General features: G+C 73.1%; 27 protein-coding genes. 13 read left to right on the top strand and 14 right to left on the bottom strand.

Annotated features, from left to right (window positions below; genetic code table 11):
* Positions 1 to 11: 11 nt before the first annotated feature.
* The 4 genes from ABD831_RS04925 (at position 12) to ABD831_RS04910 (ending at position 4,586) form a co-directional block, all read left to right on the top strand.
* A complete protein-coding gene (locus ABD831_RS04925; protein ID WP_344942378.1) occupies positions 12 to 1,250 on the top strand; it encodes an RNA polymerase sigma factor in 1,239 nt (412 codons plus the stop codon).
* Positions 1,247 to 2,140 (top strand): alpha/beta fold hydrolase, encoded by an 894-nt coding sequence (locus ABD831_RS04920; RefSeq protein WP_344942375.1) that lies wholly within the window; start codon positions 1,247 to 1,249, stop codon positions 2,138 to 2,140. The genes ABD831_RS04925 and ABD831_RS04920 overlap by 4 nt, the downstream gene beginning before the upstream one ends.
* 352 nt (positions 2,141 to 2,492) lie before the next feature.
* Positions 2,493 to 3,317: an SDR family oxidoreductase gene (locus ABD831_RS04915; RefSeq protein WP_344942372.1), complete on the top strand. Its 825-nt coding sequence runs from the start codon at positions 2,493 to 2,495 to the stop codon at positions 3,315 to 3,317.
* A 162-nt stretch (positions 3,318 to 3,479) separates the two neighbouring features.
* Positions 3,480 to 4,586 (top strand): SGNH/GDSL hydrolase family protein, encoded by a 1,107-nt coding sequence (locus ABD831_RS04910; RefSeq protein WP_344942369.1) that lies wholly within the window; start codon positions 3,480 to 3,482, stop codon positions 4,584 to 4,586.
* Between the two features lie 101 nt (positions 4,587 to 4,687).
* On the opposite strand, the gene ABD831_RS04905 is transcribed toward ABD831_RS04910, so the two are convergent.
* Positions 4,688 to 5,152 (bottom strand): GNAT family N-acetyltransferase, encoded by a 465-nt coding sequence (locus ABD831_RS04905; protein ID WP_344942366.1) that lies wholly within the window; start codon positions 5,150 to 5,152, stop codon positions 4,688 to 4,690.
* A 37-nt stretch (positions 5,153 to 5,189) separates the two neighbouring features.
* Positions 5,190 to 6,068, bottom strand: a complete 879-nt coding sequence (locus ABD831_RS04900) for a DUF429 domain-containing protein (RefSeq protein WP_344942363.1) — start codon at positions 6,066 to 6,068, stop codon at positions 5,190 to 5,192.
* A gap of 100 nt (positions 6,069 to 6,168) precedes the next feature.
* Here ABD831_RS04900 and gndA point away from each other — a divergent pair, with 100 nt between their 5' ends.
* From gndA to ABD831_RS04880, 4 genes are all read left to right on the top strand, one after another.
* Positions 6,169 to 7,620 (top strand): NADP-dependent phosphogluconate dehydrogenase, encoded by a 1,452-nt coding sequence (gene gndA, locus ABD831_RS04895; protein WP_344942360.1) that lies wholly within the window; start codon positions 6,169 to 6,171, stop codon positions 7,618 to 7,620.
* A 97-nt stretch (positions 7,621 to 7,717) separates the two neighbouring features.
* Positions 7,718 to 9,112, top strand: coding sequence for a sigma 54-interacting transcriptional regulator (locus ABD831_RS04890; RefSeq protein ID WP_142175588.1), 1,395 nt, complete (start codon positions 7,718 to 7,720; stop codon positions 9,110 to 9,112).
* A gap of 146 nt (positions 9,113 to 9,258) precedes the next feature.
* Complete coding sequence (locus tag ABD831_RS04885) at positions 9,259 to 11,334, top strand: VWA domain-containing protein (RefSeq protein WP_344942355.1); 2,076 nt, start codon at positions 9,259 to 9,261, stop codon at positions 11,332 to 11,334.
* 50 nt (positions 11,335 to 11,384) lie between these two features.
* A complete protein-coding gene (locus ABD831_RS04880; RefSeq protein ID WP_344942352.1) occupies positions 11,385 to 12,149 on the top strand; it encodes a GNAT family N-acetyltransferase in 765 nt (254 codons plus the stop codon).
* A gap of 137 nt (positions 12,150 to 12,286) precedes the next feature.
* Here the strand turns inward: ABD831_RS04880 and ABD831_RS04875 are convergent, their stop codons facing one another.
* Complete coding sequence (locus ABD831_RS04875; protein WP_344942349.1) at positions 12,287 to 13,153, bottom strand: thermonuclease family protein; 867 nt, start codon at positions 13,151 to 13,153, stop codon at positions 12,287 to 12,289.
* 135 nt (positions 13,154 to 13,288) lie between these two features.
* Between ABD831_RS04875 and ABD831_RS04870 the strand changes: the two genes are divergently transcribed.
* Complete coding sequence (locus ABD831_RS04870) at positions 13,289 to 13,675, top strand: iron chaperone (RefSeq protein ID WP_344942347.1); 387 nt, start codon at positions 13,289 to 13,291, stop codon at positions 13,673 to 13,675.
* 13 nt (positions 13,676 to 13,688) lie between these two features.
* Here ABD831_RS04870 and ABD831_RS04865 read toward each other — a convergent pair whose 3' ends face one another.
* The 4 genes from ABD831_RS04865 to ABD831_RS04850 all read right to left on the bottom strand — a co-directional run bounded on the left by ABD831_RS04865 (position 13,689) and on the right by ABD831_RS04850 (position 17,137).
* Positions 13,689 to 14,363 carry a class I SAM-dependent DNA methyltransferase gene (locus ABD831_RS04865; protein ID WP_344942344.1) on the bottom strand — a complete coding sequence of 225 codons (675 nt, stop codon included), beginning with the start codon at positions 14,361 to 14,363 and terminating at the stop codon, positions 13,689 to 13,691.
* A complete protein-coding gene (locus tag ABD831_RS04860) occupies positions 14,360 to 14,620 on the bottom strand; it encodes a DUF4287 domain-containing protein (protein ID WP_425582777.1) in 261 nt (86 codons plus the stop codon). Before ABD831_RS04860 ends, ABD831_RS04865 begins: the two co-directional genes overlap by 4 nt.
* Positions 14,621 to 14,762: 142 nt before the next feature.
* Positions 14,763 to 16,064: an NAD(P)/FAD-dependent oxidoreductase gene (locus tag ABD831_RS04855; RefSeq protein ID WP_344942338.1), complete on the bottom strand. Its 1,302-nt coding sequence runs from the start codon at positions 16,062 to 16,064 to the stop codon at positions 14,763 to 14,765.
* Positions 16,061 to 17,137 carry a semialdehyde dehydrogenase gene (locus ABD831_RS04850; protein WP_344942336.1) on the bottom strand — a complete coding sequence of 359 codons (1,077 nt, stop codon included), beginning with the start codon at positions 17,135 to 17,137 and terminating at the stop codon, positions 16,061 to 16,063. The genes ABD831_RS04855 and ABD831_RS04850 overlap by 4 nt, the downstream gene beginning before the upstream one ends.
* 170 nt (positions 17,138 to 17,307) lie before the next feature.
* Here ABD831_RS04850 and ABD831_RS04845 point away from each other — a divergent pair, with 170 nt between their 5' ends.
* Positions 17,308 to 17,607, top strand: coding sequence for a hypothetical protein (locus tag ABD831_RS04845; protein WP_344942333.1), 300 nt, complete (start codon positions 17,308 to 17,310; stop codon positions 17,605 to 17,607).
* On the opposite strand, the gene ABD831_RS04840 is transcribed toward ABD831_RS04845, so the two are convergent.
* Complete coding sequence (locus tag ABD831_RS04840; protein ID WP_344942330.1) at positions 17,579 to 18,181, bottom strand: dihydrofolate reductase family protein; 603 nt, start codon at positions 18,179 to 18,181, stop codon at positions 17,579 to 17,581. The two genes, ABD831_RS04845 and ABD831_RS04840, sit on opposite strands and share 29 nt — an antisense overlap.
* A 33-nt stretch (positions 18,182 to 18,214) precedes the next feature.
* Positions 18,215 to 18,586 carry a DNA glycosylase AlkZ-like family protein gene (locus ABD831_RS04835; RefSeq protein ID WP_344942327.1) on the bottom strand — a complete coding sequence of 124 codons (372 nt, stop codon included), beginning with the start codon at positions 18,584 to 18,586 and terminating at the stop codon, positions 18,215 to 18,217.
* Between ABD831_RS04835 and ABD831_RS04830 the strand changes: the two genes are divergently transcribed.
* Positions 18,574 to 19,449, top strand: a complete 876-nt coding sequence (locus ABD831_RS04830) for a hypothetical protein (RefSeq protein ID WP_344942324.1) — start codon at positions 18,574 to 18,576, stop codon at positions 19,447 to 19,449. The genes ABD831_RS04835 and ABD831_RS04830 overlap by 13 nt on opposite strands.
* Here the strand turns inward: ABD831_RS04830 and ABD831_RS04825 are convergent.
* Complete coding sequence (locus ABD831_RS04825) at positions 19,427 to 19,849, bottom strand: PNPOx family protein (protein ID WP_344942321.1); 423 nt, start codon at positions 19,847 to 19,849, stop codon at positions 19,427 to 19,429. The two genes, ABD831_RS04830 and ABD831_RS04825, sit on opposite strands and share 23 nt — an antisense overlap.
* A 109-nt stretch (positions 19,850 to 19,958) precedes the next feature.
* Between ABD831_RS04825 and ABD831_RS04820 the strand changes: the two genes are divergently transcribed.
* Both ABD831_RS04820 and ABD831_RS04815 read left to right on the top strand, forming a co-directional pair.
* Positions 19,959 to 20,162 carry a hypothetical protein gene (locus ABD831_RS04820; protein ID WP_344942318.1) on the top strand — a complete coding sequence of 68 codons (204 nt, stop codon included), beginning with the start codon at positions 19,959 to 19,961 and terminating at the stop codon, positions 20,160 to 20,162.
* A gap of 185 nt (positions 20,163 to 20,347) precedes the next feature.
* Entirely contained in the window at positions 20,348 to 23,128 is a 2,781-nt protein-coding gene (locus tag ABD831_RS04815) for a cation-translocating P-type ATPase (RefSeq protein WP_344942315.1), read from the top strand.
* Between the two features lie 40 nt (positions 23,129 to 23,168).
* Here ABD831_RS04815 and ABD831_RS04810 read toward each other — a convergent pair whose 3' ends face one another.
* The 4 genes from ABD831_RS04810 to ABD831_RS04795 form a co-directional block, all read right to left on the bottom strand.
* Positions 23,169 to 24,188 carry a zinc metalloprotease HtpX gene (locus ABD831_RS04810; RefSeq protein ID WP_344942312.1) on the bottom strand — a complete coding sequence of 340 codons (1,020 nt, stop codon included), beginning with the start codon at positions 24,186 to 24,188 and terminating at the stop codon, positions 23,169 to 23,171.
* On the bottom strand, positions 24,185 to 25,024 hold the full coding sequence (locus tag ABD831_RS04805) for a methyltransferase family protein (RefSeq protein ID WP_344942309.1): 840 nt from the start codon (positions 25,022 to 25,024) through the stop codon (positions 24,185 to 24,187). The genes ABD831_RS04810 and ABD831_RS04805 overlap by 4 nt, the downstream gene beginning before the upstream one ends.
* A 71-nt stretch (positions 25,025 to 25,095) precedes the next feature.
* Positions 25,096 to 26,115, bottom strand: a complete 1,020-nt coding sequence (locus ABD831_RS04800) for an alpha/beta fold hydrolase (RefSeq protein WP_344942306.1) — start codon at positions 26,113 to 26,115, stop codon at positions 25,096 to 25,098.
* Positions 26,116 to 26,197: 82 nt separating this feature from the next.
* Positions 26,198 to 26,662, bottom strand: coding sequence for a DUF4440 domain-containing protein (locus ABD831_RS04795; RefSeq protein WP_344942303.1), 465 nt, complete (start codon positions 26,660 to 26,662; stop codon positions 26,198 to 26,200).
* Positions 26,663 to 26,707 lie beyond the last annotated feature (45 nt).

Below are 26,707 nucleotides of genomic sequence, written 5' to 3'. Positions count from 1 at the left end.
AGGTTTGCCGCATGGACGGATCCGTGGTCACCGACGACCTGTGGCGCACCGTGACGCCGCAGGTCATCGGTGCGCTCGTGCGCCGTTACCGGGACTTCGACCGGGCTGAGGAGGCCGCGCAGGAGGCGCTGCTCGCCGCCGCCGTCCAGTGGCCCGAGGAAGGTTTGCCCGACGACCCGAAGGCGTGGCTCATCCGCGTCGGTTCGCGGCGCCTCATCGACGGGCTGCGCAGCGACGAGGCCCGTGAGCGCCGGGAGCTCGCTGACGCCACCCGAGCGCCCGCCGACGCCCTCGTCGCCCCGCCGGCGTATGCCGTGGGGCCGGCCGAGCACGACGACACCCTGACGCTCCTGCTCCTCTGCTGCCACCCGGCGCTCACCCCGGCGGCGCGGATCGCCTTGACCCTCAGAGCCGTCGGCGGTCTGACGACGGCCCAGATCGCGCACGCGTTCCTCGTGCCCGAGGCCACGATGGCCCAGCGGATCAGCCGCGCCAAGAAGCAGATCCGAGACTCCGGCGCCGAGTTCCGGATGCCGCCCGCGGACGACGTGCCCGAGCGGCTGCGCGAGGTGCTCCACGTCCTCTACCTCGTCTTCACCGAGGGACACACGGCGAGCAGCGGTGACGCCCTGCACCGGATCGACCTGACAGCGGAGGCGATCCGGCTCACGCGTCAGGTGCACGCCCTGCTGCCCGACGACGGCGAGGTCGCCGGCCTGCTCGCCCTGATGCTCCTGACCGAGGCCCGTCGCCCGGCCCGCACGAACGCCGCCGGTGAGCTCGTCCCGCTCGCCGAGCAGGACCGCACGCGGTGGGACACGGCATACGTCCGGGAGGGCGTCGCCCTCGTGAGCGACGCCCTGACCCGGACCCGGCTCGGGCCGTACCAGGTGCAGGCGGCGATCGCCGCCGTCCACGACGAGGCGCCGTCCGCGGCGGAGACGGACTGGGAGCAGGTCCTCGCGCTCTACGGGCTGCTCGAGCAGCTCGCGCCCGGCCCGGTCGTGACGCTCAACCGAGCCGTTGCCCTCGCCATGGTCGAGGGGCCGGCGGCAGGCCTCGCCGTCCTCGACGACCTCGAGCAGGACAAGCGCCTCGCCCGGCACCACCGCCTGCACGCCGTGCGCGCACACCTGCTCGAGATGACGGGCGACACCGAGCGTGCCCGCGACAGCTACCTGCTCGCGTCGCGTCTCACGACGAGCATCCCCGAGCAGGACCACCTCAGACGAAAGGCCGAAGCCCTGTGAGCGACACCCCGACCACCCAGGTGACCGAGAGCGACGTGGACCTCGGCGACGGGCACGTGCTGCACGTCTACGACACGGGGGACCCGGGGACCGCGGACGTCGAGCCGCTCGTCGTCGTGTGGCACCACGGGACGCCCAACCTCGGCGCGCCGCCGCGGCCGCTCTTCGCGGCCGCGGCCCGTCTCGGCATCCGGTGGGTGTCCTACGACCGGCCCGGCTACGCCGGCTCGACCCCGCGCCCCGGCCGTGACGTCGCCTCCGCGGCCCGTGACGTGGCGGCTGTCACGGACGCGCTCGGGGTGGGTTCCTTTGCGGTGATGGGCCACTCGGGTGGCGGCACGCATGCGCTCGCGCCGGCCGCGCTGCTGGGTGACCGGGTGCGAGGGGTCGCCAGCATCTCACCGGTGGCACCCTTCGGCGCCTCCGGGCTGGACTGGTTCGCCGGGATGGCACCGGGCGGTGAGGCGTCGTTGCGGGCTGCCGCCGCCGGACGCGCGGCCAAGGAGGCTCACGAGGCCGTGGCGGCCCAGGCGGCCGAGGGCGAGGTCGACTTCGGGTTCGTGCCTGCGGACGAGGCGGCCTTCTCGGGGCCGTGGGGCTGGCTCGGGTCGGTCGTCGGCCCGGCGCTCGCTGCCGGTCCGGCCGCGCTCATCGACGACGACCTCGCCTACGTCTCCGACTGGGGTTTCGACCCGGCCGACGTCACCGCCCCGGCCCTCGTCGTGCACGGCGGTGCCGACCGCATGGTGCCGGCGTCGCACGGTGAGTGGCTCGCGCGCACGATCCCGGGCGCGGACCTGTGGCTCCAGCCCGACGACGGGCACATCTCGGTGCTCAGCACGGCCGAGCAGGCCCTCACCTGGCTCGCTCGCGCCGCCCGGATCGCCTGACTCCCAGCGGCCCACAGCTGGTTCGAGGTGAGTCCGGCAGCTGGCTGCGGTCGGCGTCACCTCGACACGGAGCGCGGGTTGAAGGCCCAGAGGGTGTACTCGTCGAGCCATCGGACGATCGATCTCAGGCGGTTCATGGCTGCTCCTCGGCGGGACTGGCTGGATCACGACAGACGACCCCGCGGCGGCCTCATCGCATGCACTCCGCGATCACCCGCGCGAAGCCGTCACCGACCACGGTGCACGCGAAAGGTTGCGCCACGGTGAGTTCGCCGTGACATCGATGTTTCGTCCGGCCGGGGCCCGTCGCCCACTTGCGTTGGAGCGCACTCGAAGTCATAGCGTCGAGCGCATGACGAAAACGTGGTTCATCACCGGAACGTCCCGTGGGTTCGGTCGCGAGTGGGCCGCCGCCGCCCTCGAGCGGGGCGACAACGTCGCTGCGACCGCCCGCGACACGAGCACCCTCGACGACCTCGCGCAGCTCTACGGGGACCGGCTCCTGCCGATCGCCCTCGACGTCACGGACCGCGACGCCGACCTCGCCGCCGTCCAGCAGGCGCACGAGCGCTTCGGCCGGCTCGACGTCGTGGTCAACAACGCCGGCTACGGCCACTTCGGCTTCGTCGAGGAGCTGAGCGAGGCCGACGTCCGCGACCAGCTGGAGACGAACTTCTTCGGCGCGCTGTGGGTCACGCAGGCCGCGCTGCCCATCCTGCGTGAGCAGGGTTCGGGCCACATCATCCAGGTGAGCTCGATCGGTGGCATCTCGGCCTTCCCGATCGTCGGCGCCTACCACGCGTCGAAGTGGGCGCTCGAGGGCCTGAGCCAGTCCCTCGCCCAGGAGGTCGCGCCGTTCGGCATCCACGTGACGCTCATCGAGCCCGGCGGCTTCTCCACCGACTGGGCCGGCCCGTCCGCCAAGCACTCCGAGCCCCTCCCGGCCTACGACGACATCCGTGAGCGCACGCACCGCGAGCGCGCGGCCCGCAACACCTCCGGCCCCGGCGACCCCAAGGCCTCCGCCGCCGCGGTGCTCAGGATCGTCGACGCCGACGAGCCGCCGCTGCGCGTCTTCTTCGGGGCGGCGCCGCTGTCGATCGCGAAGGCCGACTACTCCTCGCGCCTCGAGACGTGGGAGAAGTGGGACGACGTGTCCCAGCTCGCTCAGGGCTGATCCGCGCCACGCGCAGCACACGCAGAGGAGGTATGCCGTCACGCCCGTCGTGGCGGCATACCTCCGCCCGTAGGGCTGCGTTCACCGCCCGCGGCCCGCGTGACCTCGCCGGTGGCGGCCTCGTTCTCCTCCGAGACCGACACCGGACGAAGGAGTCCCGCCGTGCCCCGTTCCCGCCCGACCAGCCCCACCACCCGGCTCGCCCGCGCTGCTCTCGCCCTCGTCGCGGCGCTCGGTGCCGCCGCGACCGTCGCATCGGCGGCGCCCGAGGCCGCGGCGACCACGGCCCCTCACGTGGTCCAGCTCGGCGACTCCTACTCGGCCGGGAACGGCACGGGCACCTACGAGGAGCGCAGCTGCTACCGCTCCCCGGACAACTACGGCTCGCAGGTCGCTGCCTCGATCGGCGCCACCTACACGGACGCGGCGTGCAGCGGCGGGGTCGTCGCCGACATCCTCGAGCCGCGTGACCTGGGCAGCGCCTTCACGAGGACGGCGACCTACTCCATCGATCCCGCGCGCTACCCGGACCAGAAGGCCGAGTGGCTGCGGCGTGCCCAGACCGAGCGCCTCTGCGGGGTGCCGGCGCAGCCCGACTTCTCCTACACGTACACGTTCGTCGCGGGCGCCGGCGCGGGCAGCCTCTACACCGGCACCGTCTCGTGCCAGCTCGTGACGCGGGCGCAGATCGACTCGGTCACGCCCGCCACGGACTACGTCTTCGTCACCATCGGCGGCAACGACATCGGCTTCTCCACGATCGTCGTCGACTGCCTGACCCTGCGCGACCCGTCGAGCTGCAAGCAGGCCCTGGACGCAGCCTCCGCGAAGGCGCCGCAGATGGTCGAGCGCACCAAGGACGCCCTGCGCGCCGTGGAGCAGAGGTCCGGCGGCCACGCGCAGGTCTACCTGCTCAGCTACCCCTTCCTCATCAACACCGAGAGCTACGGCATCCCCGAGGCCGCGCCCGTCTACGACGCCGGCGCGGCCCTGAACGACCTCCAGCGGCTCGGTGACGACCTCCAGGCGCGGGGCGTCGCCGCGCTCAACGCGGAGCCCGGCGCCGACCACTTCCACTTCGTCGACACCGTCAAGGCCGCGTGGGGTGGCCGCGTCCACGGGCTCGACCCGCACGTCGTCGCCGACAACTCCAAGGCCTGGCTCGTCCCGGTCGGCACGCCCGGCCGCGACACCGCCGAGTTCGTGCACCCGACCCAGCCCGGCTGGGACGCGACCGCCGGAGCCCTCCGGGTCGCCGTCACCGGCTGAGGACCCACCCCACTGCGCACTCCCGGCAGAGGGCGTGTGCACTGGGCGGGGTCCTGACCCCACCCAGTGCACTCACGGCGACGGTCGTCGGCAGGGCCGGCTCAGAGCTCGAGGGTCATGAAGGTGCTGTGCGGGTCGAGGCCGTAGGAGCCGAACGGGCCGCACTCGGTGAAGCCGTGCGCGGCGTAGAGCGCGCGGGCCGGCGCGAAGAAGTCGTCCGAGCCGGTCTCGAGGCTGACCTGTGCCAGCCGTCGGCGCCGAGCCTCGGCGAGGATCTCGCCCAGTACCGCGCGCCCGACGCCGCGGCGCTGGGCCGTCGGGGCGGTGCGCATCGACTTGACCTCGCCGTGCCCGGGCTCGACCTCGGTCAGGGCCCCACAGCCGAGCACCTCGTCGCCGTCACGGGCCACCCAGAACGTGATGCCCGGCGCTCGCAGCCTGTCGAGGTCGAGGGCGTGTGTGCTCTCCGGCGGCGAGATCGACCGCAGCTGGGACACGTGCTCGTCGAGCAGGTCGACCACGGCGGTGTCGACAGGGTCGGTGAGGTCGTCCACCGTGATGCGCATGGCACCCATCCTCGGGCCCTGCCGCGACTGGCCGCGCTCAGGCCCAGATCGCGGCCGGGATGCCGTCCGAGAAGACCTCGGGCGGGTCGGGCAGCGACCGCGCCAGGCCGATGGTGTGCCGGGCGGCCGACCACGCGACGGCACAGGCGTCGAGCACGTCGTCGACGGCATACCCCGAGCCCTGGAGGACGGACGGCCGCGGGAGTCCGGCCGCCTCGAGGGCCGCGAGGCGCTGGTCGCGGCCCTCGTCGGTCTTCTTGCTCGCGAGGATCGGGGCGCCGGTCATGGCCGCGAACGAGACCTCGGGGTGGATCTCGAGGACGGTGACGGTCGGGCGGGTGCGCAGCCAGGCGTCGACCTCGACGATCTTGTCGCGCAGGGCAAAGGCCTGCGCGCCGACGCCCTGGCCGACGAGGCCGCGGTTGACGGTGTCGGCCTCGAGACGCGTGGCTGCGGCATACGCGGAGCGCGTCAGCGTCGAGAAGATCGACGACGCCTTGCCGGGGAGCGCGCGGCGGGCGAGGACGTCGGCCTCACGGATCGTGCTGTCGGGCAGGCCGATCGGGATGTCGATGCCGACTACGCGGATGCCGGTCGACTCCCGCACCATGGCGACGAGCTCAGCGATCGTCGGCGCCACGACGATGCGCGGGCGCGGAGCCCCCGGCTCGAGCAGCGCCCCGACCCAGCCCGCCGAGCAGCCGTCGACGCCGAGGACCGGCACGACCACCTCGACCGGAGCAGGTCTGCCGTCGCTCGTGCCCGCGCCTGCCGGCCGCTCGAGGACGTCCGCGAGCCGGCGCAGCGCCGCGACGCTCTCGGCCGCCGCCGTCCGCACGTCGTCATCGGCGCCGGGCAGCCCTGCCGACAGCTCGGCGACCAGCTCACCGATCCGCCGCTGCACGTCTGGGTCCATGGCCCCACCCAACCGCATCCAGCCGCGTGCGTCAGGGCCGGTCGGTCGCCGAGGGTGGACAGCACGGAATGCACCGGTCGCCGAGGAGGTTGCTCTCCTCATGGAGACACGCGCAACGATCGGCGTCACCGGCCTCGCGACGATGGGCCGCAACCTCGCCCGCAACATCGCCCGACACGGCCACACTGTGGCGGTCCACAACCGCACGACCTCGCGCATGACGAGCCTCGTCGAGCAGTTCGGCGACGAGGGCGACTTCGTCGGGGCCGAGACTGTCGAGGACTTCGTGGCCGCGATCCAGAAGCCGCGAGCCATCATCGTCATGGTCAAGGCCGGCGCCCCGACCGACGCCGTCATCGACGAGCTCGTGCCCCTGCTCGACGAGGGCGACATCGTCGTCGACGCCGGCAACGCGCACTTCGCCGACACGCTCCGGCGCGAGAAGGCCCTCTCCGACCAGGGGATCCACTTCGTCGGCATGGGCGTCTCGGGCGGTGAGGAGGGCGCGCTGAACGGCCCGTCGATCATGGTCGGCGGCTCGGACCACGCCTACGAGCGCCTCGCGCCGGTCGTCGAGTCCATCGCCGCCCAGGTCGACGGCACCCCGTGTGCCGCGCACCTCGGGCCCGACGCCGCGGGACACTTCGTCAAGATGGTCCACAACGGCATCGAGTACGCCGACATGCAGCTCATCGCCGAGTCCTTCGATCTGCTCCGCAGCGTCCTCGGGCTCGAGCCCGCCGAGATCGCCGACGTCTTCCGCGAGTGGAACGAGGGCGACCTCGAGTCCTTCCTCATCGAGATGACGGCCGACGTGCTCGCCCACACGGACGCCTCGACCGGCAAGCCGTTCGTCGACGTCGTCGGTGACGCGGCCGAGCAGAAGGGCACCGGACGCTGGACCGTGCAGAGCGCCCTCGACCTGGGCGTCCCCGTCACGGGCATCGCCGAGGCGACCTTCGCCCGCAGCCTCTCGGGTCACACGAGCCAGCGCGCCGCCGTCCGCTCGACCTTCGCCGACCTGGCCGACCTCGACCCGTCCACGCAGCGCCAGGTCGAGCGCGACGCCTTCGTCGACGACGTCCGCGCCGCGCTCTACGCCTCCAAGATCGTCGCCTACGCCCAGGGCTTCGACCAGCTCGCCGCCGGCTCCACGGAGCACGGCTGGGACCTCGACCTCGGTGAGGTCGCGACGATCTGGCGCGGCGGCTGCATCATCCGCGCCCGCTTCCTCGACCGGATCAAGGAGGCGTATGCCGCCGAGCCCGACCTCGAGACGCTGCTGACCGCGCCGTGGTTCGCCGACGCGATCAGCGAGGGCGTGCAGGCCTGGCGCCGCGTCGTGGCCGTGTCGGCCGAGCGGGGCGTGCCCGCGCCGGCGTTCGCGTCGTCGCTCTCCTACTTCGACGCGCTGCGCCGCGACCGGCTGCCAGCCGCGCTCATCCAGGCGCTGCGCGACAACTTCGGCGCGCACACCTACACGCGCATCGACCGCAAGGGCAGCTTCCACACCGACTGGGCCGGCGACCGCGCCGAGTCGTCGGCAGGCTGAGGCCGGGGACGCGGGCACACGGCATACGGCATATGCAAGGAGACCAGCCCTGGACGCACCCTTCGACACCGTCGGGCGTCGGACGTAGCGTGAGGCAATGACCCACCCCGACACCGGTGCCACCACCCTCGGCGAGCTGCGCGCCACCGGCCACGTGCACCGCAGCGTCAAGAGCGAGCTCCGCGAGAACCTGCTGGCCCGGCTGCGGGCGGGTGAGGACGCGTTCCCGGGGATGGTCGGCTTCGACGACACCGTCCTGCCCGAGCTCGAGACGGCGCTGCTCGCGGGCCACGACCTCGTGCTGCTCGGCGAGCGCGGCCAGGGCAAGACCCGGCTCATGCGCACGCTCGCGGGGCTGCTCGACGAGTGGAGCCCCGTTGTCGAGGGCTGCGAGATCGGCGACGACCCGCACCAGCCGTCGTGCGTGCGCTGCCGGCGGCTGACCGCCGAGCTCGGCGAGGACCTGCCCGTCGTGTGGCGCCACCGTAGCGAGCGCTACACCGAGAAGCTCGCGACGCCCGACACGAGCGTCGGTGACCTCGTCGGCGACGTCGACCCGGTCAAGGTGGCGCAGGGCCGCACGCTGGGCGACCCGGAGACGGTGCACTACGGCCTCGTGCCGCGCAGCAACCGCGGCATCTTCGGCCTCAACGAGCTGCCCGACCTCGCCGAGCGCATCCAGGTCGCGCTCTTCAACGTGCTCGAGGAGCGTGACATCCAGATCCGCGGCTACTCGCTGCGCCTGCCGCTCGACATCCTGCTCGTCGCCACGGCCAACCCCGAGGACTACACCAACCGCGGTCGCATCATCACGCCGCTCAAGGACCGCTTCGGCGCCGAGATCCGCACGCACTACCCGTCCGAGGTGAGCGACGAGATCGCCCTCATCGCGCAGGAGTCCGCGCTCGTCGCCGACGTGCCCGAGCACCTCCTCGAGGTCATCGCGCGCTTCACCCGGGGTCTGCGGGAGTCCTCCGCCGTGGACCAGCGGTCGGGTGTCTCGGCGCGGTTCGCCATCGCGGCGGCCGAGGGCGTGGCCGGCTCCGCGCTGCGCCGCGCCGCCCGGTCGGGGGAGGCGTATGCCGTCGCGCGCGTCTGCGACGTCCCCACCGTCGTGCCCACCCTCCTCGGCAAGGTCGAGTTCGAGATGGGCGAGGAGGGCCGTGAGCGCGACGTGCTGACGCACCTGCTGCGCCTCGCCGTCGCCGAGACCTACCGCGCGCGGCTGTCGGGCCTCGACCTGACCGGCTTCACCAACCTCTTCGCCGAGGGCGCCGTCGTCGAGACCGGGGAGCTCGTGCCGGGCTCCGACCTGCTGGCCCAGGTGGGCCCGGTGTCGGGGCTGTCCAAGGTGCTCGACCGGCTCGGACACGGCGACGACGCGACGCCGGGTCAGGTCGCGGCCGCCATCGAGTTCGTCCTCGAGGGGCTGCACCTGACGCGCCGCATCGACAAGGATTCCGTCGCCGGCCGCACCGTCTACGGAGCCTGACCCATGCCCCACCACACCCCCACCTCCGCGCCCCCTCCTCCGCAACACACCGAGCAACCGCCAGCTCCTGCGGTTGTAGCCACCGGTGGTTGGCGGTTGCTCGGTGTGTTGCCGGGGGCGCCGGCTCGGGCGGGGCGGTGAGCCCGATGACACCCAGAGGACCGGGCGACGGCGGTGACGTGCACGGGCGGTTCCGCTACACCCCCTGGCACGGCGGCCCGGACCCGCTCGCGCCGCCCTTCGACGTCCGGTCGGCGCTCGACGAGGTCGGTCAGGACGTCCTGGCGGGTGGCTCGCTGCGGGAGTCGCTGCGCGAGCTGCTGCGCCGGGGCATGGACGGGCGCCGCGGCCTCGACGACCTCGCCGAGCATGTCCGCCGGCTGCGGGAGGCAGCCCGCCGGCGTGGTGACCTCGGCGGCACGCTCGACCAGGTGCGGGCGATGCTCGACCAGGCGCTCGCCGAGGAGCGCGATGCCCTCGCCGGCGAGTCCGGTGACGACGCACGGCTCGCGGAGATGGACCTCGCGACGATCCCCGACGACGTCGCCGGCGCCGTGCGAGCGCTCGGCGACTACGAGTGGCACTCGCCCGAGGCGAGGCAGACCTACGAGCAGATCCAGCAGCTGCTCCAGCGCGAGGTCGTCGGTGCGCAGTTCGAGGGGCTCAAGCAGGCGCTGTCGGGCAACGACCCGCAGGCGATGCAGGCCGTCAAGGACATGCTCGCCGACCTCAACCGGCTGCTCGCCGCCCACGCGCGCGGTGAGGACACCGAGGACCAGTTCCGCGACTTCATGGACAAGCACGGCGACCTCTTCCCCGAGCAGCCGGAGAACGTCGACGAGCTCATCGACGCCCTTGCCCGGCGCCAGGCCGCGGCCGACCGGCTGATGGCCTCGCTGACCCCGGAGCAGCGCGAGCAGCTCGGACAGCTCATGTCCGATGCGCTCGGTGACCCCGACCTCGCCTCGCAGATGGCGCAGCTGTCCGACAACCTCCGGGCGCTGCGGCCCGGCCTCGACCGGCGCAGTCCGGTGCAACAGGGTCAGGGCGGCGAGCCGATGGGCTACGGCGACGCCGTCGGGGCGGTGGCCGAGCTCGCCGACCTCGAGCAGCTCGGCGAGCAGCTCGGACAGGGCTACTTCGGGGCGACCCTCGACGACGTCGACGTCGAACGGCTCGAGCAGTACCTCGGTGCCGACGCCGCCCGCGACATGGAGGCCCTGCGCCAGCTGGAGCGCGAGCTCGAACGGCAGGGCTATGTCTCGCGCGGCGACGACGGCCTGCGCCTCACGCCCCGGGCCGTGCGGCGTCTCGGGGAGACGGCGCTCAAGCGGGTCTTCGAGCGGGTCGAGGCGGCCGGACGCGGCGACCACGACGACCGCGCAGCCGGGCAGGCCGACGAGCTGACCGGGCTGAGCCGCCAGTGGGAGTTCGGCGACGAGCTGCCCATCGACACGGTGCGCACCGTCTCGAACGCCCTGCAACGCCAGGCCCGAGCCGGGGGACCCGACCACTCGACGGCCACGGTCGGTGACCCCGCCACGTCGGGCGGGCCCCTTGCGAAGGGGGCCGGGCACACGGCATACCGAAGCGGTGGGGTGGAGCTGCTCGTCGAGGACTTCGAGGTGGCCGAGACGGAGCGGCGCGCGGTGGCCGCGGTCGCGCTGTGCGTCGACATGTCGTTCTCGATGCTGCAGGAGGGGCGGTGGGGGCCGATGAAGCAGACCGCGCTCGCGCTCTCGCACCTCGTGCAGACCCGGTTCCGGCACGACGCGCTGCAGATCATCGGCTTCAACCTCGCGGCGCGGCGCCTGACCCCCGTCGAGCTGGCCGAGGCCGAGCCCGAGTGGGTGCAGGGCACCAACCTCCAGCACGCGCTGATGCTCGCCTCGCGCCACCTGCGGCGCCACCCCGACGCCGAGCCGGTCGTGCTCGTCGTCACCGACGGCGAGCCGACGGCGCACCTCGAGGTCGACGGGCGGCCGACGTTCCACTGGCCGGCCACCCAGGAGACGGTGCGCGCGACGGTGGCCCAGGTCGACGAGCTGCGACGGTCCGGCGCCCAGCTCAACATCTTCATGCTCGGCGACGACCCGGGGCTGGCGCGCTTCGTCGACGCGGTCGCCCGGCGCGCGGGTGGGCGCGTCTTCACGCCCGACATCGCACGGCTGGGCGAGTACGTCGTGGCCGACTACCTCCGCACCCGCCGCGGACGGCGCTGAGGGCGGCAATTCGGTCGCCCGCAAGGGTCGCACGCTGTCATCGTGGCGCCATGGGGCGAGCTCACGACGCGCGGCTGGACCGCATCGAGGCGTACTACGACTGCGTCCCGCGCGCCGTCGCGACGGTGGAGGAGGTCGGGCCGTTCACGCTCTTCGTCGCCGACGAGGGCACCGGGTGGCAGTTCTACGCCCGGCCTCGCCGCGGCGTCCGGGCCGGCTTCACCGCCGATGACGTGGGCCGAGTGCTCGAGCGCCAGCAGGCCCTCGGGTTGCCACGGGCCATCGAGTGGGTCGACGAGGTGACGCCGTCGCTGCTGCCTGCGGTCCGGGCGGCCGGCCACGAGCCGCACCGCTACCCGCTGCTCGTCATGCCGCCGGACGTCGCGGTGGTCGCTGACCCGCGGGCGCGCGCGCTGAACCCGGCCGAGCCGCACCTGTCGCTGGCTCTCGGCTCGGTGTCGGCGGGGTTCGCCGGGCACGACGAGGTGGAGCCCAAGGACCCGGGCAGGCAGCCCGAGCTGATGGAGCGCGGCGACCTCGTCGTCGTGGCCTCGTTCGAGGGCAACCGCCTCTGCGGCGCGGGGTCGGCGGCTCCCCGTGGCGACGTCGCCGAGCTCATGGGCATCGCCGTGCCGCCGGGGCACCGCGGCCGCGGCCACGGCACGGCGATCACGAGCACCCTCGTCGCAGCGTGCCGGGAGCGGGGCGTCGAGGTCGTCTTCCTGTCAGCGGGGTCGGATGCTGCCGCCGACATCTACCGCCGGGTGGGCTTCGTCGACGTCGGCACCGCCTGCATCCTCGGTCTCGGCGACTGACCTCCGGCGCCGGTGCCCGCTGCCCCGCAACACACCAGGAAACCGTCAGCCCGAGCCGGTTGCAACCGCCCCGGTTGGCGAATGCCCGGTGTGTTGCGGACACGGTGGGGGGGGCGAGTGGAGGCGCCGCGCGGCGGTCAGACCTTGGCGGGACGGAAGCCGGCGGCCTCGGCGTCGCTCATCGTCGCGAAGCACTGCTCGGGCTTCGTGATGTCGTAGTACCGGTCGGTCGGCTCGTGGGCGATCATCGAGCTCTCGTTGCCCTTGACCGGGCGGGACCGGGGGCACGGGTACCTGTCGCCGGCCTGCGGCCAGGACCCGGAGAGGCCGACGCCGCCGTTGGTGCCCGTCGACCCCGTGGTGCCTGTCGACCCGGAGGTTCCGCTCGAGCCGGGAGCGGCACACGCCGCCTTCGGGCTCCCGGCGTCCGCGCGCACGTAGGCCGCCTCGCGCGGATGGTAACCGTAGCCGTCGCGCGAGTCGTAGCGGGCGACGCCATACCCCTGCTTGACGAGGCGCAGGCCGGCGTCGACGCCGTTCACGTCGACGTAGCGCAGCAGGCGGCCGTAGCGGTCGACGTCGTCCCGGGCGCCGGGCGTGAGGGTGACCCGCTGACCGCCGATGATGCCGCGCAGGGCGTTGCGGGCCTCGGTGAAGCCGCACTGGCCCGTCTCCGGGGTGTCGATGCCGATGAACCGGATCTTGCGGGTCACGCCGTCCCGGGACGCCCAGATGGTGTCGCCGTCCACGACCTTCGTCACGGCCCAGGTCGAGGCGGCGGCAGACGTCCCCGCCTGTGGCCTTGCCGCTTGCGTGGTCGCGGCCGCCGACGCACTCGTCCGGGCATTCGTCGGTGCCGGGGTGCGGGTGATCGCGACGACGGGCGCCGAGCCGGCGCCGGCGAGCGTGACGTCGCCGGAACCTCGTGCCGCGTTGCCGCCGACCGCGGCCAGGGCCACGAGGGCGGCGATCGTGACGAGTCCGTTGGCCCTGCGGCTGCGCATCCTGCTCCCTGGTCCCCTGATGATCGGCTCACCGTAGGCGATCCGCAGGCGACTGTCCGGCGAATCGACCACGGCCCCCGGACCCGCCGTCCGTCACACTGGCAAGGGTCAGGGCTGCGACGACGAGGGGGACCGATGAGCGAGGTCGAGAGGGCATCCACGACGAAGGCCACGGCTGTGCCGACGACCGTGACGGCATACGTCGACGGCTTCCCCGAGGGGCAGCGGGAGGTGCTTGAGCAGGTACGGGCCGCGCTCCGGCGGGCGGTGCCGGGCGGCGAGGAGAAGATTCGCTACGGCATGCCGGCAGTCATGTTCACCGGTCGCTACGGCATCCACTTCGCGGGGTGGAAGAAGCACATCGGGCTCTACCCCGTCGGAGAGCTCGACCCGGACCTCGAGGCTGAGGTGGCGCCGCACCGGGCGAAGAAGGACACGGTGCAGTTCTTCTACGCCGACGGCGTGCCCTACGACCTCATCGAGCGGATCGCCCGGGCGCTCGCGGCACGCCACACCGGCTGACGGCAGCGGCGCCTCAGTCCTCGAATGGGCCCCGGCGGGCGAGGAGGAAGGCCTGCGGTGTCTTCTCCTGGCCCTGCCTCGCCCGCTCGGTGCGGACGGTGACGCGGAAGCCGGCATCGACCAGCTGCGACGTCACGTCGTCGGCGTCGTGCCGGTGCGCCTCGAAGGTCACCTCGTGGCCGTAGGCCCGCTCGTGCCGCACCGAGAAGCCGCCCGCCTGGAAGGCCAGCAGCAACAGGCCGTTCGGTCGGATGACGCGGTGCAGCTCGGCGATGACCTCGGGTAGCAGGGCGGGAGGGGTGTGGATGACCGAGTACCACGCGACGACTCCCGCCACGGAACCCTCGGCGAGGCCGAGCCCGGCGAGGCTGCCGGTGCGGAAGTCGATGTCGGGGTGGCGCCGCCGTGCCTCCGCGACCATCCCCGGCGAGAGGTCGATCCCGCTGACGTCGAGGCCGAGCGTGGCCAGGTGCCCGGTGATGCGACCAGGCCCGCAGCCGACGTCGACGACCGGACCGCCGCCCTCGAGGGTGACGAGCTCGGCGAAGTGCCCGAGCAGCGCCCGGTCGAGCGGGCTGCGCGCGAGCTCGCCCTCGAGCAACCGCGCGTAGTCGACCGCCACGGTGTCGTAGGCCGCACGCGTCTCGGTCACGTGGATGGGCTCCGTGGCGTGCAGCGGCTCGGTCACACGCCCGCCTTCACGAGGCCGAGGGTGTGGGCGACGACGGCGTTCGCGTGGCCGTGCCCCATGCCGTGCTCGGTCTTGAGCCACGTGACGAGCTCGCCGTGCCTGACCGTGCCGGCGGCCTGCTGCTCGCGGACGAGGCCGATCCAGTGGTCCACGGGCCGGCCGTAGTTCTTCTCGATCGACGGGAAGTAGGACGCCGGGCCCGTGGGGCCGGCGGCGGGCTGGGTGCTCAAGCGGTCTCCTGGAGTGGTCGTCATGCCCTCACGTCGAACGGCGCGCGCGCTTCTCGACAGCTGCCCGGTGCGCGACGGCACGGGACGCCTGACGGGACGGCACGGCATACGCGAGGGCGCCGTGCAGGACGCCAAGGGTACGTCCCGTCATCCGTTCCCGAGCGGTCTAGGCGGGTTGGGCCGTGGCGAGCTCGGCGACCGCGGGCTCGGCGGGCTCGGCGAGTGCCGGGCGGGGAGCGCTGCGGCCGTATGCCGCGTGGCGGGCGACGTCGCCCACGACCTGGGCCGCCTTGCGGCGGCTCGGCATGAAGCGCAGGAAGAACGTCAGGCGCAGCACCCAGGCGAGCCATCCCGTGAAGGGGAGGCCGTAGAGCTCGGAGATCGAGCGGCCGAAGCCGAACGACGCGGCCTGGCCGAGCCCGCGGTAGGCGAACGGGCGGGTCGGGCGACGGCGAAGCATCCGGGCGAGGTTGCGCCCCACGTGCTCGCCGCCCTTGATCGCCCACAGCGCGTTGGCCGGGACGGGCTCGCCACGTGTCGGGTGGACGACGCAGGCGGCGTCTCCGGCGGCCCAGACGCCGTCGACGACGGAGAGGTCGGGGCGCGTCACGAGCCGGCCGCGCGGGTCACGGTGCTCATCGAGCCCGGGGACCTGCACTGGCCGCTGGCCGATCGTCGCGATGACGGTGCTCGCCGGGAGCGCCGTGCCGTCGGAGAGGTGCGCGAGGTCCTCGGTCACCGAGGCGAGGCGCACGCCCAGCCGCACCCGGACGCCGAGGCGCTCGAGCTCCTGCTCGGCCCGGCGGGCCAGGCGCGGCTGGTCGTCGCGCAGCTCGGGCAGGATCGCGTCGCCGGAGTGGACGAGCTCGACGCGGACCCGCGCGCCGCCGAGGTCGGCGACGGCGGCAGCCATCTCGACTCCGGCGAGGCCTCCACCGGCGACGACCACGGTGTGCCGGCGGATCCCGCGGTGCGTCGCCGCATCGCGGATGCGCTCGGTCAGGACGGCGATGTCGCCGGGCGCTCGCAGGGTGAAGCCGTGCTCGGCGAGCCCGGGGACCGCGGCGGCGGGCTCGCGGCCGCCGGTGCCGATGACGAGCGCGTCGTAGTCGAGGACCCGCTCGGTGGGCGACTCGTCGGTCCGGTCGACCAGCTCGTAGCGGACCAGGCGGCGCTCCGGGTCGATCGCCGTCGCCCGACCGAGGACGACGTGGGCGTGCGGCATGGCCTCGACCAGGGGCGTGCGGGTGCGGTCGTAGGGCAGCAGCCCGGCCAGCACCTCTCCCGTGAAGCCGTGGAAGCTGTGCGCGTCGTCGATGCTGATGACGACGACCTGGACGTCGCCGCGGCGGACCGCGCGTCCGGCGTGACGCATCAGGCCGGCATATGCGTGCAGGGTGACGTAGCCGCCGCCGAGGAGGACGACCCGGTGGCGGGCCCGGTGGCCGCCGCGGACGAGGGTCGTCATGACGCCACCGCCAGGGACGGGCTGGTGCGGGTGACGGCGCGGCGGAGGAAGACCGGGCGGCCGAAGCTCGTCGGGTCGGCAGCACGGAAGCCGAGGTGGGCGAGGTCGGCGGCCATCCTGCGCGTCGTGTCGACGAGCTCGAGCGTCGGGACGCCGATGGAGAAGTGGCCGCGGTGGCCCGAGAGGGCGAGCAGCGCGGTCTCGGCGAAGCACGCGTAGGAGCGTCCGTCCGGCAGCCCGATGTTGCCTCCGGTGAGGCGCAGGCTCGGGATGTCGACGACGCCGCCGTCGACGACGAGCACGTCGGGTCGCTCGTCGACGAGGGAGGGCGAGGTGTTGCGCGGCTGGGTGGCGTCGAGCACGACGGCACCGGGCGCGAGGTGCTGCGGCCCGAGGAGGGCGTCGGCGGACGCGGTGAGCAGGATGACGAGGTCGGCGTCGGCGACGGCGTCCATCGACGTGGCCGTCGTGGTCGGGACCTGCCGGCCGACGTCGGCGGCGAGCGCGTCGAGGCGTCCGGTCCCGCGGGCGACGAGCGTGAGCCGTGCTGCGGCGCGGTCCCGGGCGAGGAGCCGGGTGACGGCAGCGCCCACACTGCCCGTGGCGCCGACGACGGCGACGTGGGGGTCCGACGCGTGGTCGACGGCATCGCGCAGCAGTCGCCGGGCCTGGTCGTCGACGATGGCTGCCGTGAAGGCGTTGCCGTTCGTCACGCCGATGTCGGTGCGGCCCCGGAGCGAGACCCCGCCCGCGGTCACCGTGGCGGTCAGGGCGCCGAGCCCCACGACGTCGCAGCCGAGGGCGCGGGCCTTGTCGACCGCACGGTGAACGCGGGCTCGGCCTTCGCCGGGAGAGGTGAGCAGGTGGCGCGCGCCGTAGGGCACGAGCACGACGTGACCGACGCGCTCGCCGCCGATGTGGATGCCGGCCATGGAGACCGGGCGCAGCGGGAGTCGGCGGAGCGCGGCGTCGTAGACGGGGTCCGGCACGCGGCCGAGCGGTGACCAGACGCGGGCGAGGTCCTCGCCGAGGCGCGCTCGCGGGTGGACGGTGAAGGCGAAGGTGCTGCTCACGGGTTGCTCCTGAGGGGCCTGCGGTCGGGGATTCCGAGGGCGGCCACCCCGTGCAGCGGAGGCCGGCGCCGTTGCAGGAGAGGAGGAGCGGGCGCAGGGAGTGATACGTGCGGGGGTGCCCCTGACGGCATACGACCCCCGATTTGGGTACGCGTGCCTAGGCTGGGCCCATGCCTAGGTCTCGCGGGGGGAAGTGGTCCATCGCGTCACGGGACTCGTTCCTGTCGATCGGGTCGACCGGGTCGGTGCTCTCGATCGGGAGCGTGGGGTCCGTCCTGTCGATCGGCAGCGTGGGCGCGTTCGCGTCGTTCCTGTCGATCGGGTCGTCGATGAGCGCCGCCTCGCTGCTGTCGAGCATGTCGCGGCTGTCGGTGCTCTCACACCAGAGCGACCGGTCGGTCATGTCGGCGCAGTCGAGGCGGGCGGTGCGCGGCTACCGCGTCAACGGGACGCCGGGTCGGCGTCCCTAGGCCGGTACACGAGCCACAGGGCGCCGCTCGGCGTCGGGGTTGCACTGACGAGGGCGAGGCGCTGGAGGTCGGTGGCGCGCTCGAACAGGCGCCTGCCCTCCGGGTCGACGACGGGCGCGACGGCGAGGTGCAGCTCGTCGACGAGTCCCTCGGCGATCAGTGACTGGGCGAGCTCGATGCTGCCGTGGACGCCGATGTCCTTGCCGGGCAAGGCCTTCAGGTCCCGGACGATGTCGGTGAGCTGACCCGAGACGACCTCGGCGTCGCCCCACGCGTCGGTGGACGAGGTGGTGAGCGGGGTGGAGGTGACGACGAACTTCTTGACCCCGTTGATGAAGCCGGCGAAGGGCTGCACGTCGGACGTCGGCCAGTAGCGCGACCACTCGTCGTACATGTGTCGACCGAGGAGCACGGCGTCCTGCCGCTCGATGAGCGCGGTCTCGCGCGCGACCAGCTCGTCGTCGAAGGTCGGCGGCTGCGGCTGGTCGGGATCGACCTCGGCCGGGAAGAGCCGGTTGGGGTCGTCGACGGAGCCGTCGAGCGAGGTGATGGTGTAGACGACGATCCGGCGCACGGGCGGTCTCCTGGTGGCAGTTGGCTGGGTGGGCTAGGGGGCGGCGGGGCCGCTGAGGGTGAGGCCGAGCCAGGCCGCGAGGTCGGCGACCTCGCGGAAGACGGCCGCCGTCACCGAGGTGGTGAAGCGGACGTCCTCGTGGATCGCGTTGACGACGAGCGTGCCGGTCTTGCGGTCGGCCTGGGCGTCGAGCTTCCCGACCAGGCGGTCGTGGTGCAGGATCGGCAGCGCGAAGTAGCCCCAGCGGCGCTGCTCCTTGGGCTTGTACATCTCGAGGATGTACTCGAAACCCCAGAGCTGCTGAGCCCGGACGCGGTCGTGGATGAGCCGGTCGAACGGGCTGAGCAGGCCGTGCGACCCGTGAAGTCGTCGGCGGCGTCGAGGTATGCCGGGTGGACGCGCCACGTGCCCGGCACCCCTTCGACCTCGGCGGGCTCGCCGGCGTCACCGACGTAGGAGCCCTCGCCCGGCATGACGGTGCCGGTGGCGCGCGCGATGCCGAGGGCGGCGAGGCGGCGCTCGTTGCGGTGGGCGAGGGCCTGCTCGAGCGTGAGCGTCGGCAGGCCGGGCGGATAGACGCGGTCCGGCAGGTCGAAGTAGCGCTGGCGGCCCTTGCGCCCGGCGATGGCGACCTCGCCGCGCAGGGCGAGGGCCTCGAGCATCTTCGTGACGTTGCGGTTGTTGGTCCAGCCGGTCGACGGCCACGGGACGACGCTCGTGTCAGGGATGTCGCGCGACAGCAGCGGCCCGTCGGCCTCGAGCGTGGCGAGGATGTCGCGGCGGAACGAGTCGTTGGCCGCGAGCCACTCGGCCATGAAGGGGTAGGGCTCGGCCTCGCGGACCTCGGCGATCACGGCCGGGATGTCCTGCGGGCTGCGCACGTAGGCGACGGTCTCGACGAGGGTGCGGTCGTGCTCGATCGCCGTCGTCAGGGAGGTGGGGTCGTAGGTGCGGCCGAGCCGGCTCCACAGGACGAGGTCGGCGCTCGGCGCGATGGCCGCGGTCGGGTCGATCTGCAGGAAGGTCAGGCGCTCGACGGTGGCGACGAGGTCGGTGGGGCGCGGCTGGTCGAGCAGCTGCGCGTGCACCGCGATACGCCGTGCCTGCGAGGCCGTGAGCTGGTGGACCACCATGGAGCCGACCCTAGCCAGCCGCACCGACACGTGGCGCTCGGAGCGACGGCGATCCTGGGGACCGCCTTCCGGCTGCGCGCCCAGCCTCCTTGCCGGCCCCCTGGCGGGCCTCCTAACCGGCCGCCCAGCCGGTGACGTCGACGACCTGCAGCACGAGGACGCCGTCGAAGGGCCGGTCCCGGTACTGCGGGTAGCGGTCGGCGAGGAGCTCGGCGAGCCGGTCCAGGCGCTCGGGTTGTGGATCGGCCTCCCACCGCAGCGAGGCGCGCACCCACCACAGCCGCGACCAGTCGACAGGGTCCCAGTGCTCGACGAGCATCGTTGCGCGAGAGTCGGACTCGAGGTTGCGCTCGCGCTGGAGCCGTGACGTCGACTTCGGTTTGACGCGGTCGACCGGCACCCCGACGAAGCCGTCGCTGTCGACGGCGAAGACGCACGGCACCGCGTCCACTCCGCGCGTGGCGTGCACGGTGCAGAGGATGCCGTGGTCGTGGACGACGAGCCGGGCCGTCGCGTCGTCGGTCGTGAGCCTCATCCCGGGGCTCGGCCGGGCCGCTGGGACGGGGTCATGGGGGTCCTCGCGATCGCCGCAATGGGTCGTCGCCGCCCAGCGTAGGCGGACATCGCCCCGTTACTGTGGCGGCATGGCTGGTCAGGTCGAGGCGCCCTTCTGGGCCAAGGTCATCGCGACGTTCACCGGGTGTGCGTCGATCGGTGCGCTCGTCGGCCTCCTGGGTGGCGCGCTGATCAAGGACGTCGGGCGCGGTCTCGTGGTCGGCATCGGCGCCGGCCTGGTCGTCGCGCTGGCACTGGTGATCTTCGCGCCGGAGCGCATCCGCGGCGAGTGACGACGCCGCCGACGCCCCGTCACCGGGGTCGGTAGCGCCCGGACCGCGTCACTGCAGGTCTGCCGCCCGGACCAGGGCGACACGAGCGCGTCGGGGCGCGCGGGCGAGGGGCTCCTGCCCTCGGAACCGGTGGACAGGGGACAGCGCCGAAGGTGTAATGAAGAAAGCCGGAGTCAGGGGGCGCGATGTCTCAGCCAGTGACTGGCCTGGCCCCGGACGGCGTCTCCACCGTCAACCCCCAGGAGTCGATCGACCGGCTCCTGCGCGACCTGCGGACGCGGCGCACCGGGCTCTCCGACCGAGAAGCCACCAGACGCCTCGTGGTCTTCGGACCCAACGAGCTCGCGCGACGCCGGGGCACGACGTGGCCGCGCGACCTGCTCGCTCAGCTGATCCACCCCCTGGCCCTGCTGCTCTGGTTGGCCGGCCTGCTGGCGGCGCTCAGCGGCACGACAGCGCTGGCGGTCGCCATCGTCGTGGTCATCCTCGTCAACGCGCTGTTCGCCTTCATCCAGGAGCGACACGCCGAGCGTGCCGTGGAGGCGCTGTCGGCCTACCTTCCTCTCACCGTCCGCGTGGTCCGCGACGGGACGCCCAAGCCGGTGGAGGCCCGCGAGCTGGTGCCGGGCGACGTCATCATGATCGAGGAGGGCGAGCGCATCCCGGCGGACGCACGGCTGCTGTCGGGGTCGGTGGAGCTGGACCTGTCCACGCTGACGGGTGAGTCCCTGCCGTTGCTGCGTGAGGCCGAGCCGTTCGACACCCACGGCCCGATCCTGCAGGCCCGCGACCTGGTCTTCTCGGGCACCAGCTGTACGGAGGGCGAAGCCACAGCGGTGGTGTTCAACACCGGCATGCACACCGAGCTGGGGAGGATCGCGGCACTGTCGCAGCAAGTCGGGCACGAGGACAGCCCGCTCGAGAAGCAGGTCAAGCACGTCGCTCGCCTGATCGCCCTCGTGGCCGTCGGGATGGGTGCCGCGTTCATCCCGATCGGGACCCTCGTGGCGGGGCTGTCGCTGGGCGACGCCGTGAACTTCGCGATCGGGCTCCTGGTGGCCAACGTGCCCGAGGGGCTGCTGCCCACGATCACGCTCGCCCTCGCGGTGGGCGTGCGCATCCTCGCCCGACAGGGCGTCCTGGTGAAGCGGATCTCGGCCGTGGAGACACTCGGGTCCACGAGCGTGATCTGCACCGACAAGACCGGCACCCTGACCCTGAACCGGATGCGTGTGACCCGGGTCTGGACCCCCGAGCGGGTTCTCGACCCGGTGGCGCCGTCGGCCGGTGACGTCACGCCCCCGGCGGCCACCCGGATGTCGCGCGCGGTCGTCGCCTGCAACAACGCGGAGCTCGACCCCGCGCAGCCCGACCAGGAACACGGCGACCCCACCGAGCTGGCCCTGCTCCACATGGCTGCGTCGCTGGGCGTCGACCCCGCGACCAGGCCGGAGGATCGGCTGGCGCAGTTCCACTTCGATCCCGCGCTGCGTCGGATGTCGACGGTCGACCGGCAGGGCGGCCTGGTCCGGGTGCACACCAAGGGCGCACCGGAGGAGCTGCTGACGCTGTGCACCAGGGTGGCTGGGCCGGGTGGCGACGACCGTCCCCTGGGCGACGTGGACCGCGAGCTGTTCGACGAGATGGTCACCACCTGGGCCGAGGAGGGGCTGCGCCTGCTGGCGGTGGCCGAGCGGACCGTCGACGAGGCGGAGCTGACCTCCCTGACCCGAGAGCTGGCCGAACGCGACCTGACGCTGCTCGGGGTCGCAGCCATGATCGACCCGCCGCGACCGGAGGTGCCCGACGCCGTTGCGCGCTGCCACTCTGCCGGGATCCGCCTCATCGTCGTCACCGGCGACCACGGCCTGACAGCCCAGGGCATCGCGGAGGCGGTCGGCATCGGCCACGCGGGTCTGCGCATCGTCACGGGCGCCGACCTCGAGCGCATGCCGGAGGCGGAGCTCGACGAGCGGCTCGCCTCGGGGGAGGAGCTGATCTTCGCGCGCAGCTCGCCCGAGGACAAGATGCGCATCGCCGATGCCCTGCAGGACCAGGGACACGTCGTCGCGATGACCGGCGACGGCGTCAACGACGCCCCCGCCCTGCGGCGGGCCGACATCGGCGTGGCCATGGGCAGATCGGGCACCGACGTGGCACGGGAGGCAGCCACGATGGTCCTCACCGACGACAACTTCGCCTCCATCGTGGCCGCGGTGGAGGCCGGACGCCGCGTCTACGACAACGTCCGCAAGTTCATCGTCTACATCTTCGCGCACGCGACGCCGGAGGTCGTCCCGTTCCTCGTCTACGCCCTCTCCGGAGGCCGGATCCCGTTGCCCCTGACGGTCATGCAGATCTTGGCGATCGACCTCGGCACGGAGACGCTGCCCGCCCTGGCGCTCGGACGAGAACGTGCGGAGCCCGGCCTCATGGCGCGTCCACCCAGGGAACGCACCCAGAACGTCATCGACGTCCCCATGCTGGCCCGTGCCTGGGGCCTTCTGGGTGGTGTCTCCGCCGTGCTGGTGCTCGCGGTCTTCCTCGTCACGCTCCTCAGCGGCGGCTGGCAGCTGGGGGACGACGTGAGCTCGGGCCCGCTCCACCATGTCTGGCAGCAGGCCACCACGATGAGCTTCCTCGGCATCGTCGCCTGTCAGATCGGGACCGCGATGGCGGCCCGCACCCAGCACGCGTCGCTTCGCCAGGTCGGGGTCCTCAGCAACCACCTCCTGCTCTGGGGGATCGCCTACGAGGTCGCCTTCGCCGCGGCCCTGGTGACCGTGGCACCGTTGCAGTCCGTGTTCGGCACCGCGGTCCCGGAGCTGTGGCAGGTGTTGTTCGTGCTCCCCTTCCCCGTCGTGGTCTGGGGCGTCGACGAGCTCTGGCGGTGGAGCACCAGACGCCGTATGCCGGGTGCACGGACTGGTGCGCGGACTGGTGCACGGACGGCCGGCCCCGCCTGACGGATGGCACCTCGCGCCGGCCCCCTCGACGACCCGATCCCTACCACCGGATCCCGGTTCGGCGCAGCCGGGGGCGCTGGGTCACCGGCGGGTAGACCACCGCGGGGCCATGGTTCACGTCTACGGGTGGTCGGCTGGGCCCGGCCCGGAGGGCGAGCAACCGCTGGACCCGCTGGGTGGTGGCCGGGTGGGTCCGGAGCAGGAGGGGGTCCGATCCGGCGGAGCGCCCGACCAGGATCCGCTCCCAGATCTGCCCGTCGCTGTTCTCCAGGACGACGAGTGCGCGAGCGAGTCCTTCCGGGTCGCCGGTGAGGTCGACGGCCTCGAGGTCCGCGTCGTACTCGCGCGAGCGCGCCAGGGCGAGCTGCATCAGGGTCACGACGGTGGGCGCTGCGACGAGGAGGAACGAGAGCAGCAGGGGCACGAGGCTGGCGCGGTCGACGGCCAGGGGGAGCGACACGACGACCGACCAGAGGCCGAGCCAGGACATCCACTGGGCGAGTCGGGACACGAGGTCGGACAGGCTCATGATCGCCGGGTCGCCGTTGTGCAGGTGGCTGAGCTCGTGGGCGAGGACGCCGGTCAGCTCCCGGCCGTCCAGCAGGCGCAGCAGCCCGTCGGTGAGGGCGAGCGCGGCGTCGTCCTGCCGGCCGACGACGAACGCGTTGGCCGTGGGGCTGGCGATGTAGAACACCTGGGGCCGTCGCTGGAGCCGAGCGCGCACGGCGAGCACGTCGACGACCTCGTGCAGTCGGGGTGCTGCCCAGCGTGGGAGCGGTTGAGCCCGGTACATCGACAGGACCCAGGCGGTGGGCACCCGTGGGCGGAGGGCGCCCAGCAGCACGATGGTCGCGAGCACCCACACCAGCCCCGCCATCCCGGTCAGCAGCCAGGCGACGGCCCCGAGCATCACCGCCAGTCCCATGAGCATCAGGAGCTCCTGGGCGATGTTGCGGATGCGATGACGCCGGACCGGACCTGCGGCTCGCGCGGTCGTGCGACGCCCGGCGCCCGGGCGCCGGGACACCCTCCCCGGGGGGCGGCGGGGGGTCGACCTCATGGATCAAGGGTGCTCCGGGTCGGCTCGTCGGACACAGGGCCGAACGTCCTCCGGGTCGCCGCACCTCGCGCCGGGCGAGGCCCGGGCAGCAGGCGAAGCCCGGGCACCAGCGCCGGGACGCGGGCGGCATACTCCTCGTAGGCGGCGCCGAACGTGCGGCGGAGGTCGCGCTCCTCGAACGTGATCCCGACGAGGATGTAGCCGGTGGCGGCGACGGCGAAGAGCAGGTGCGGCGCGCTCATCCGGGGCGTGGCCCAGAACGCGACCACCATCCCTGTCATCAACGGGTGCCGCACGATCGCGTGGAGCCCGCCGACCTGCAGGGCGTCGGTGACGTCGGCGTCGGTGGCGGTGGTGGCCGAACGAGATGATCTGCCCCATCCGGCCTGCCGGAGCCCGATCAGCTCGAGGTGGTCGACGGCGAAGGTCGACGCGATCGCGAGCACCCAGCCCGCGCCGCACAGCGTCCAGAGGGCGTATGCCGGCACGCCGTCCACGTGCCACACCTGCTGGTCCCATGGTTGCCACAGCACCAGCAGGAGGGCGAGACAGGTGTTGGTGGCCAGGACGTAGGTGGTGCGCTCGAGCTCGGCCGGGACCCTCCGCCGTATCCAGGCCTTGGCCGGGCGCCGCGCCATGACGGAGTGCTGGGCGGCGAAGAGGAGCAGGAGCGCGAGGTCGACGACGACCGCCCGGGCGGTCGTCGTGCGAGGTGGGCCGTCGACGGTGCGGGGGAGCGCCACTCCGGCGAGGAAGGCCATCGTCCACACGGTGATGGCGACGAACCCGCACCAGGCGGCGGCGGAGATGACGAGGGACACGATGCGTCGCAACATCTCTTCAGGCTGCCGGGGCGCAGGGACCGGCACAGCCGTGGAACTACCCCACTTCGACGAGGACTCAGCGTCTACCGGGTCTGCGCGACGTACCAGACGGCCACCTGCGCGCGGGAGCTGAAGCCGAGCCGCAGCCGGATCCGCTCGAGGTGCGACTCGGCCGACCGCTCGGAGACGCCCAGCCGGTCGGCGATCTGGCGGTTCGTCAGGCCCTCGGCCACGAGGGCCGCGACCTCCGTCTGCCGCGCCGTGAGCCCGGTCGGCACGGCCCGTCGCAGCGCCGGCAGGCCGAGGAAGCGGCGCACCTGGTCGACCACCGACTGCGCGTCGCCGATGGCCGGTAGGTGCGAGCGACCCTCGAGCTCCACGAGCTCGGCGCCCGGGATCGAGCCCGCGACAGCCCGACCCCCGGCCGGCGGAGCCGCCCGGTCCCCGCGACGGTGCAGCACCAGGGTCGGTGCCTGCACGTGCCCGAGCTGCGGCCGCACGTCGAGCTCGTAGGCGAGGCGCAGGAGGGCCACGGCCGTCTCGGCCGAGGAGGCCGCGCGCTGGTAGCGGGCGAGCGTGCGTCGGGTGCCGGGGTCCGCGTCCGGCGCGAACACCTCGGTGAGCAGGTCCGACCCCAGTCCCCAGTGCGTCGCCAGCAGACCGAGCACGTGCTGCCGGCTGTCGGCGTCACCGATGGAGGCCCCGTTGGGCCAGCCGCCGTAGAGCACCAGGCGCGAGACGGTCTCCGGACGCTCGGCGGCCCACTGGGCAGCCGCCGCGGCACCGAGCGACCAGCCCAGCAGGTCGAAGCGGTCGGCGCCGACCGCACTCGTCACGGCAGCGATCGTGGCGAGCTCGAGCGCCATCGTGCGCGGACCGTCGTAGGAGTCCGACAGGCCGCAGCCGGGCCGGTCGTAGCGCACCAGCGTGCGCCCCGACGACAGCGCCTCGTGGAACATCCGCTCGGCGGGGATCGCCCACCCCATCTCGAGGTGGCTCAGCCATCCTGGGGCGACGACGAGGAACAGCCCGCTTCCCGTGACGGCATACGCCACCCGCCCCCCGTCCCTCAGGGGCGCCATCCCCAGGCGCTGAGCGGCCACGTTGTCCAGTGAACAGCACGAGGACGTAGCTCACACCGTCCCGGCCGGTCTGGTCAGTGCTGGCAGTGCCGGTCGGCGCTGGTCAGGGGGCGTCGGACGGCAGGCTCAGCCCGTCGCGCTCGTCGTCCCACGCCGCCGCGCTGATGCGCCACCCGTCGGTGGTGCGGACGAACTGGATCGTCTTCATGCCGCGCCCGGTGAACGGCTCGCCCGCCTGTGTGCCCGCCTTGGCGTAGCTGCCGAACCAGTGCGCGATGTCGCCGAAGACCTCGACGCGCCCCTCGACCGGCCACTCGCGGAAGTCGGTCAGCGAGCCCTCGGTCAGCAGCGCCTCGCGCGGTGCGATGAACTCCTCGACCGTCATGACCGCGGGCTCCAGACCGCAGGTCCGCACGATGACGGCCCGGTCGATCAGCAGCGCGCGCAGCCGGTCCATCCGCTCGGAGCAGCCGGGCCCGGCGACGAAGGCTCCGAAGAACGCGTCGACGATCCCCTGGATCACGTCGCGGTCGATGGTCGGTTCGTAGGTCGTTGCTTCCGTCGTCACGGCCCTCACGCTAGCTGCGACACCTCGACCGATGGCGTATGCCGG

This window comes from Terrabacter ginsenosidimutans (assembly GCF_039539425.1).
In the GTDB taxonomy this organism is placed as follows: Bacteria; Actinomycetota; Actinomycetes; order Actinomycetales; family Dermatophilaceae; genus Terrabacter; species Terrabacter ginsenosidimutans.
This window is presented reverse-complemented; position numbering and strand designations above follow the sequence as displayed.

Excerpts from the sequence above, each read along its gene's own strand:
- ABD831_RS04915 (WP_344942372.1), top strand. The coding sequence starts at position 2,493 with ATGACGAAAACGTGGTTCATCACCGGAACGTCCCGTGGGTTCGGTCGC.
- ABD831_RS04845 (WP_344942333.1), top strand. The coding sequence starts at position 17,308 with ATGCCTAGGTCTCGCGGGGGGAAGTGGTCCATCGCGTCACGGGACTCG.
- ABD831_RS04870 (WP_344942347.1), top strand. The coding sequence starts at position 13,289 with ATGAGCGAGGTCGAGAGGGCATCCACGACGAAGGCCACGGCTGTGCCG.
- ABD831_RS04905 (WP_344942366.1), bottom strand. The coding sequence starts at position 5,152 with ATGCGCATCACGGTGGACGACCTCACCGACCCTGTCGACACCGCCGTG.
- ABD831_RS04805 (WP_344942309.1), bottom strand. The coding sequence starts at position 25,024 with ATGTTGCGACGCATCGTGTCCCTCGTCATCTCCGCCGCCGCCTGGTGC.
- ABD831_RS04815 (WP_344942315.1), top strand. The coding sequence starts at position 20,348 with ATGTCTCAGCCAGTGACTGGCCTGGCCCCGGACGGCGTCTCCACCGTC.
- ABD831_RS04900 (WP_344942363.1), bottom strand. The coding sequence starts at position 6,068 with ATGGACCCAGACGTGCAGCGGCGGATCGGTGAGCTGGTCGCCGAGCTG.
- ABD831_RS04820 (WP_344942318.1), top strand. The coding sequence starts at position 19,959 with ATGGCTGGTCAGGTCGAGGCGCCCTTCTGGGCCAAGGTCATCGCGACG.
- ABD831_RS04875 (WP_344942349.1), bottom strand. The coding sequence starts at position 13,153 with ATGCGCAGCCGCAGGGCCAACGGACTCGTCACGATCGCCGCCCTCGTG.
- ABD831_RS04880 (WP_344942352.1), top strand. The coding sequence starts at position 11,385 with ATGGGGCGAGCTCACGACGCGCGGCTGGACCGCATCGAGGCGTACTAC.
- ABD831_RS04860 (WP_425582777.1), bottom strand. The coding sequence starts at position 14,620 with ATGACGACCACTCCAGGAGACCGCTTGAGCACCCAGCCCGCCGCCGGC.
- gndA (WP_344942360.1), top strand. The coding sequence starts at position 6,169 with ATGGAGACACGCGCAACGATCGGCGTCACCGGCCTCGCGACGATGGGC.
- ABD831_RS04855 (WP_344942338.1), bottom strand. The coding sequence starts at position 16,064 with ATGACGACCCTCGTCCGCGGCGGCCACCGGGCCCGCCACCGGGTCGTC.
- ABD831_RS04890 (WP_142175588.1), top strand. The coding sequence starts at position 7,718 with ATGACCCACCCCGACACCGGTGCCACCACCCTCGGCGAGCTGCGCGCC.
- ABD831_RS04810 (WP_344942312.1), bottom strand. The coding sequence starts at position 24,188 with ATGAGGTCGACCCCCCGCCGCCCCCCGGGGAGGGTGTCCCGGCGCCCG.
- ABD831_RS04885 (WP_344942355.1), top strand. The coding sequence starts at position 9,259 with ATGACACCCAGAGGACCGGGCGACGGCGGTGACGTGCACGGGCGGTTC.
- ABD831_RS04925 (WP_344942378.1), top strand. The coding sequence starts at position 12 with ATGGACGGATCCGTGGTCACCGACGACCTGTGGCGCACCGTGACGCCG.
- ABD831_RS04825 (WP_344942321.1), bottom strand. The coding sequence starts at position 19,849 with ATGAGGCTCACGACCGACGACGCGACGGCCCGGCTCGTCGTCCACGAC.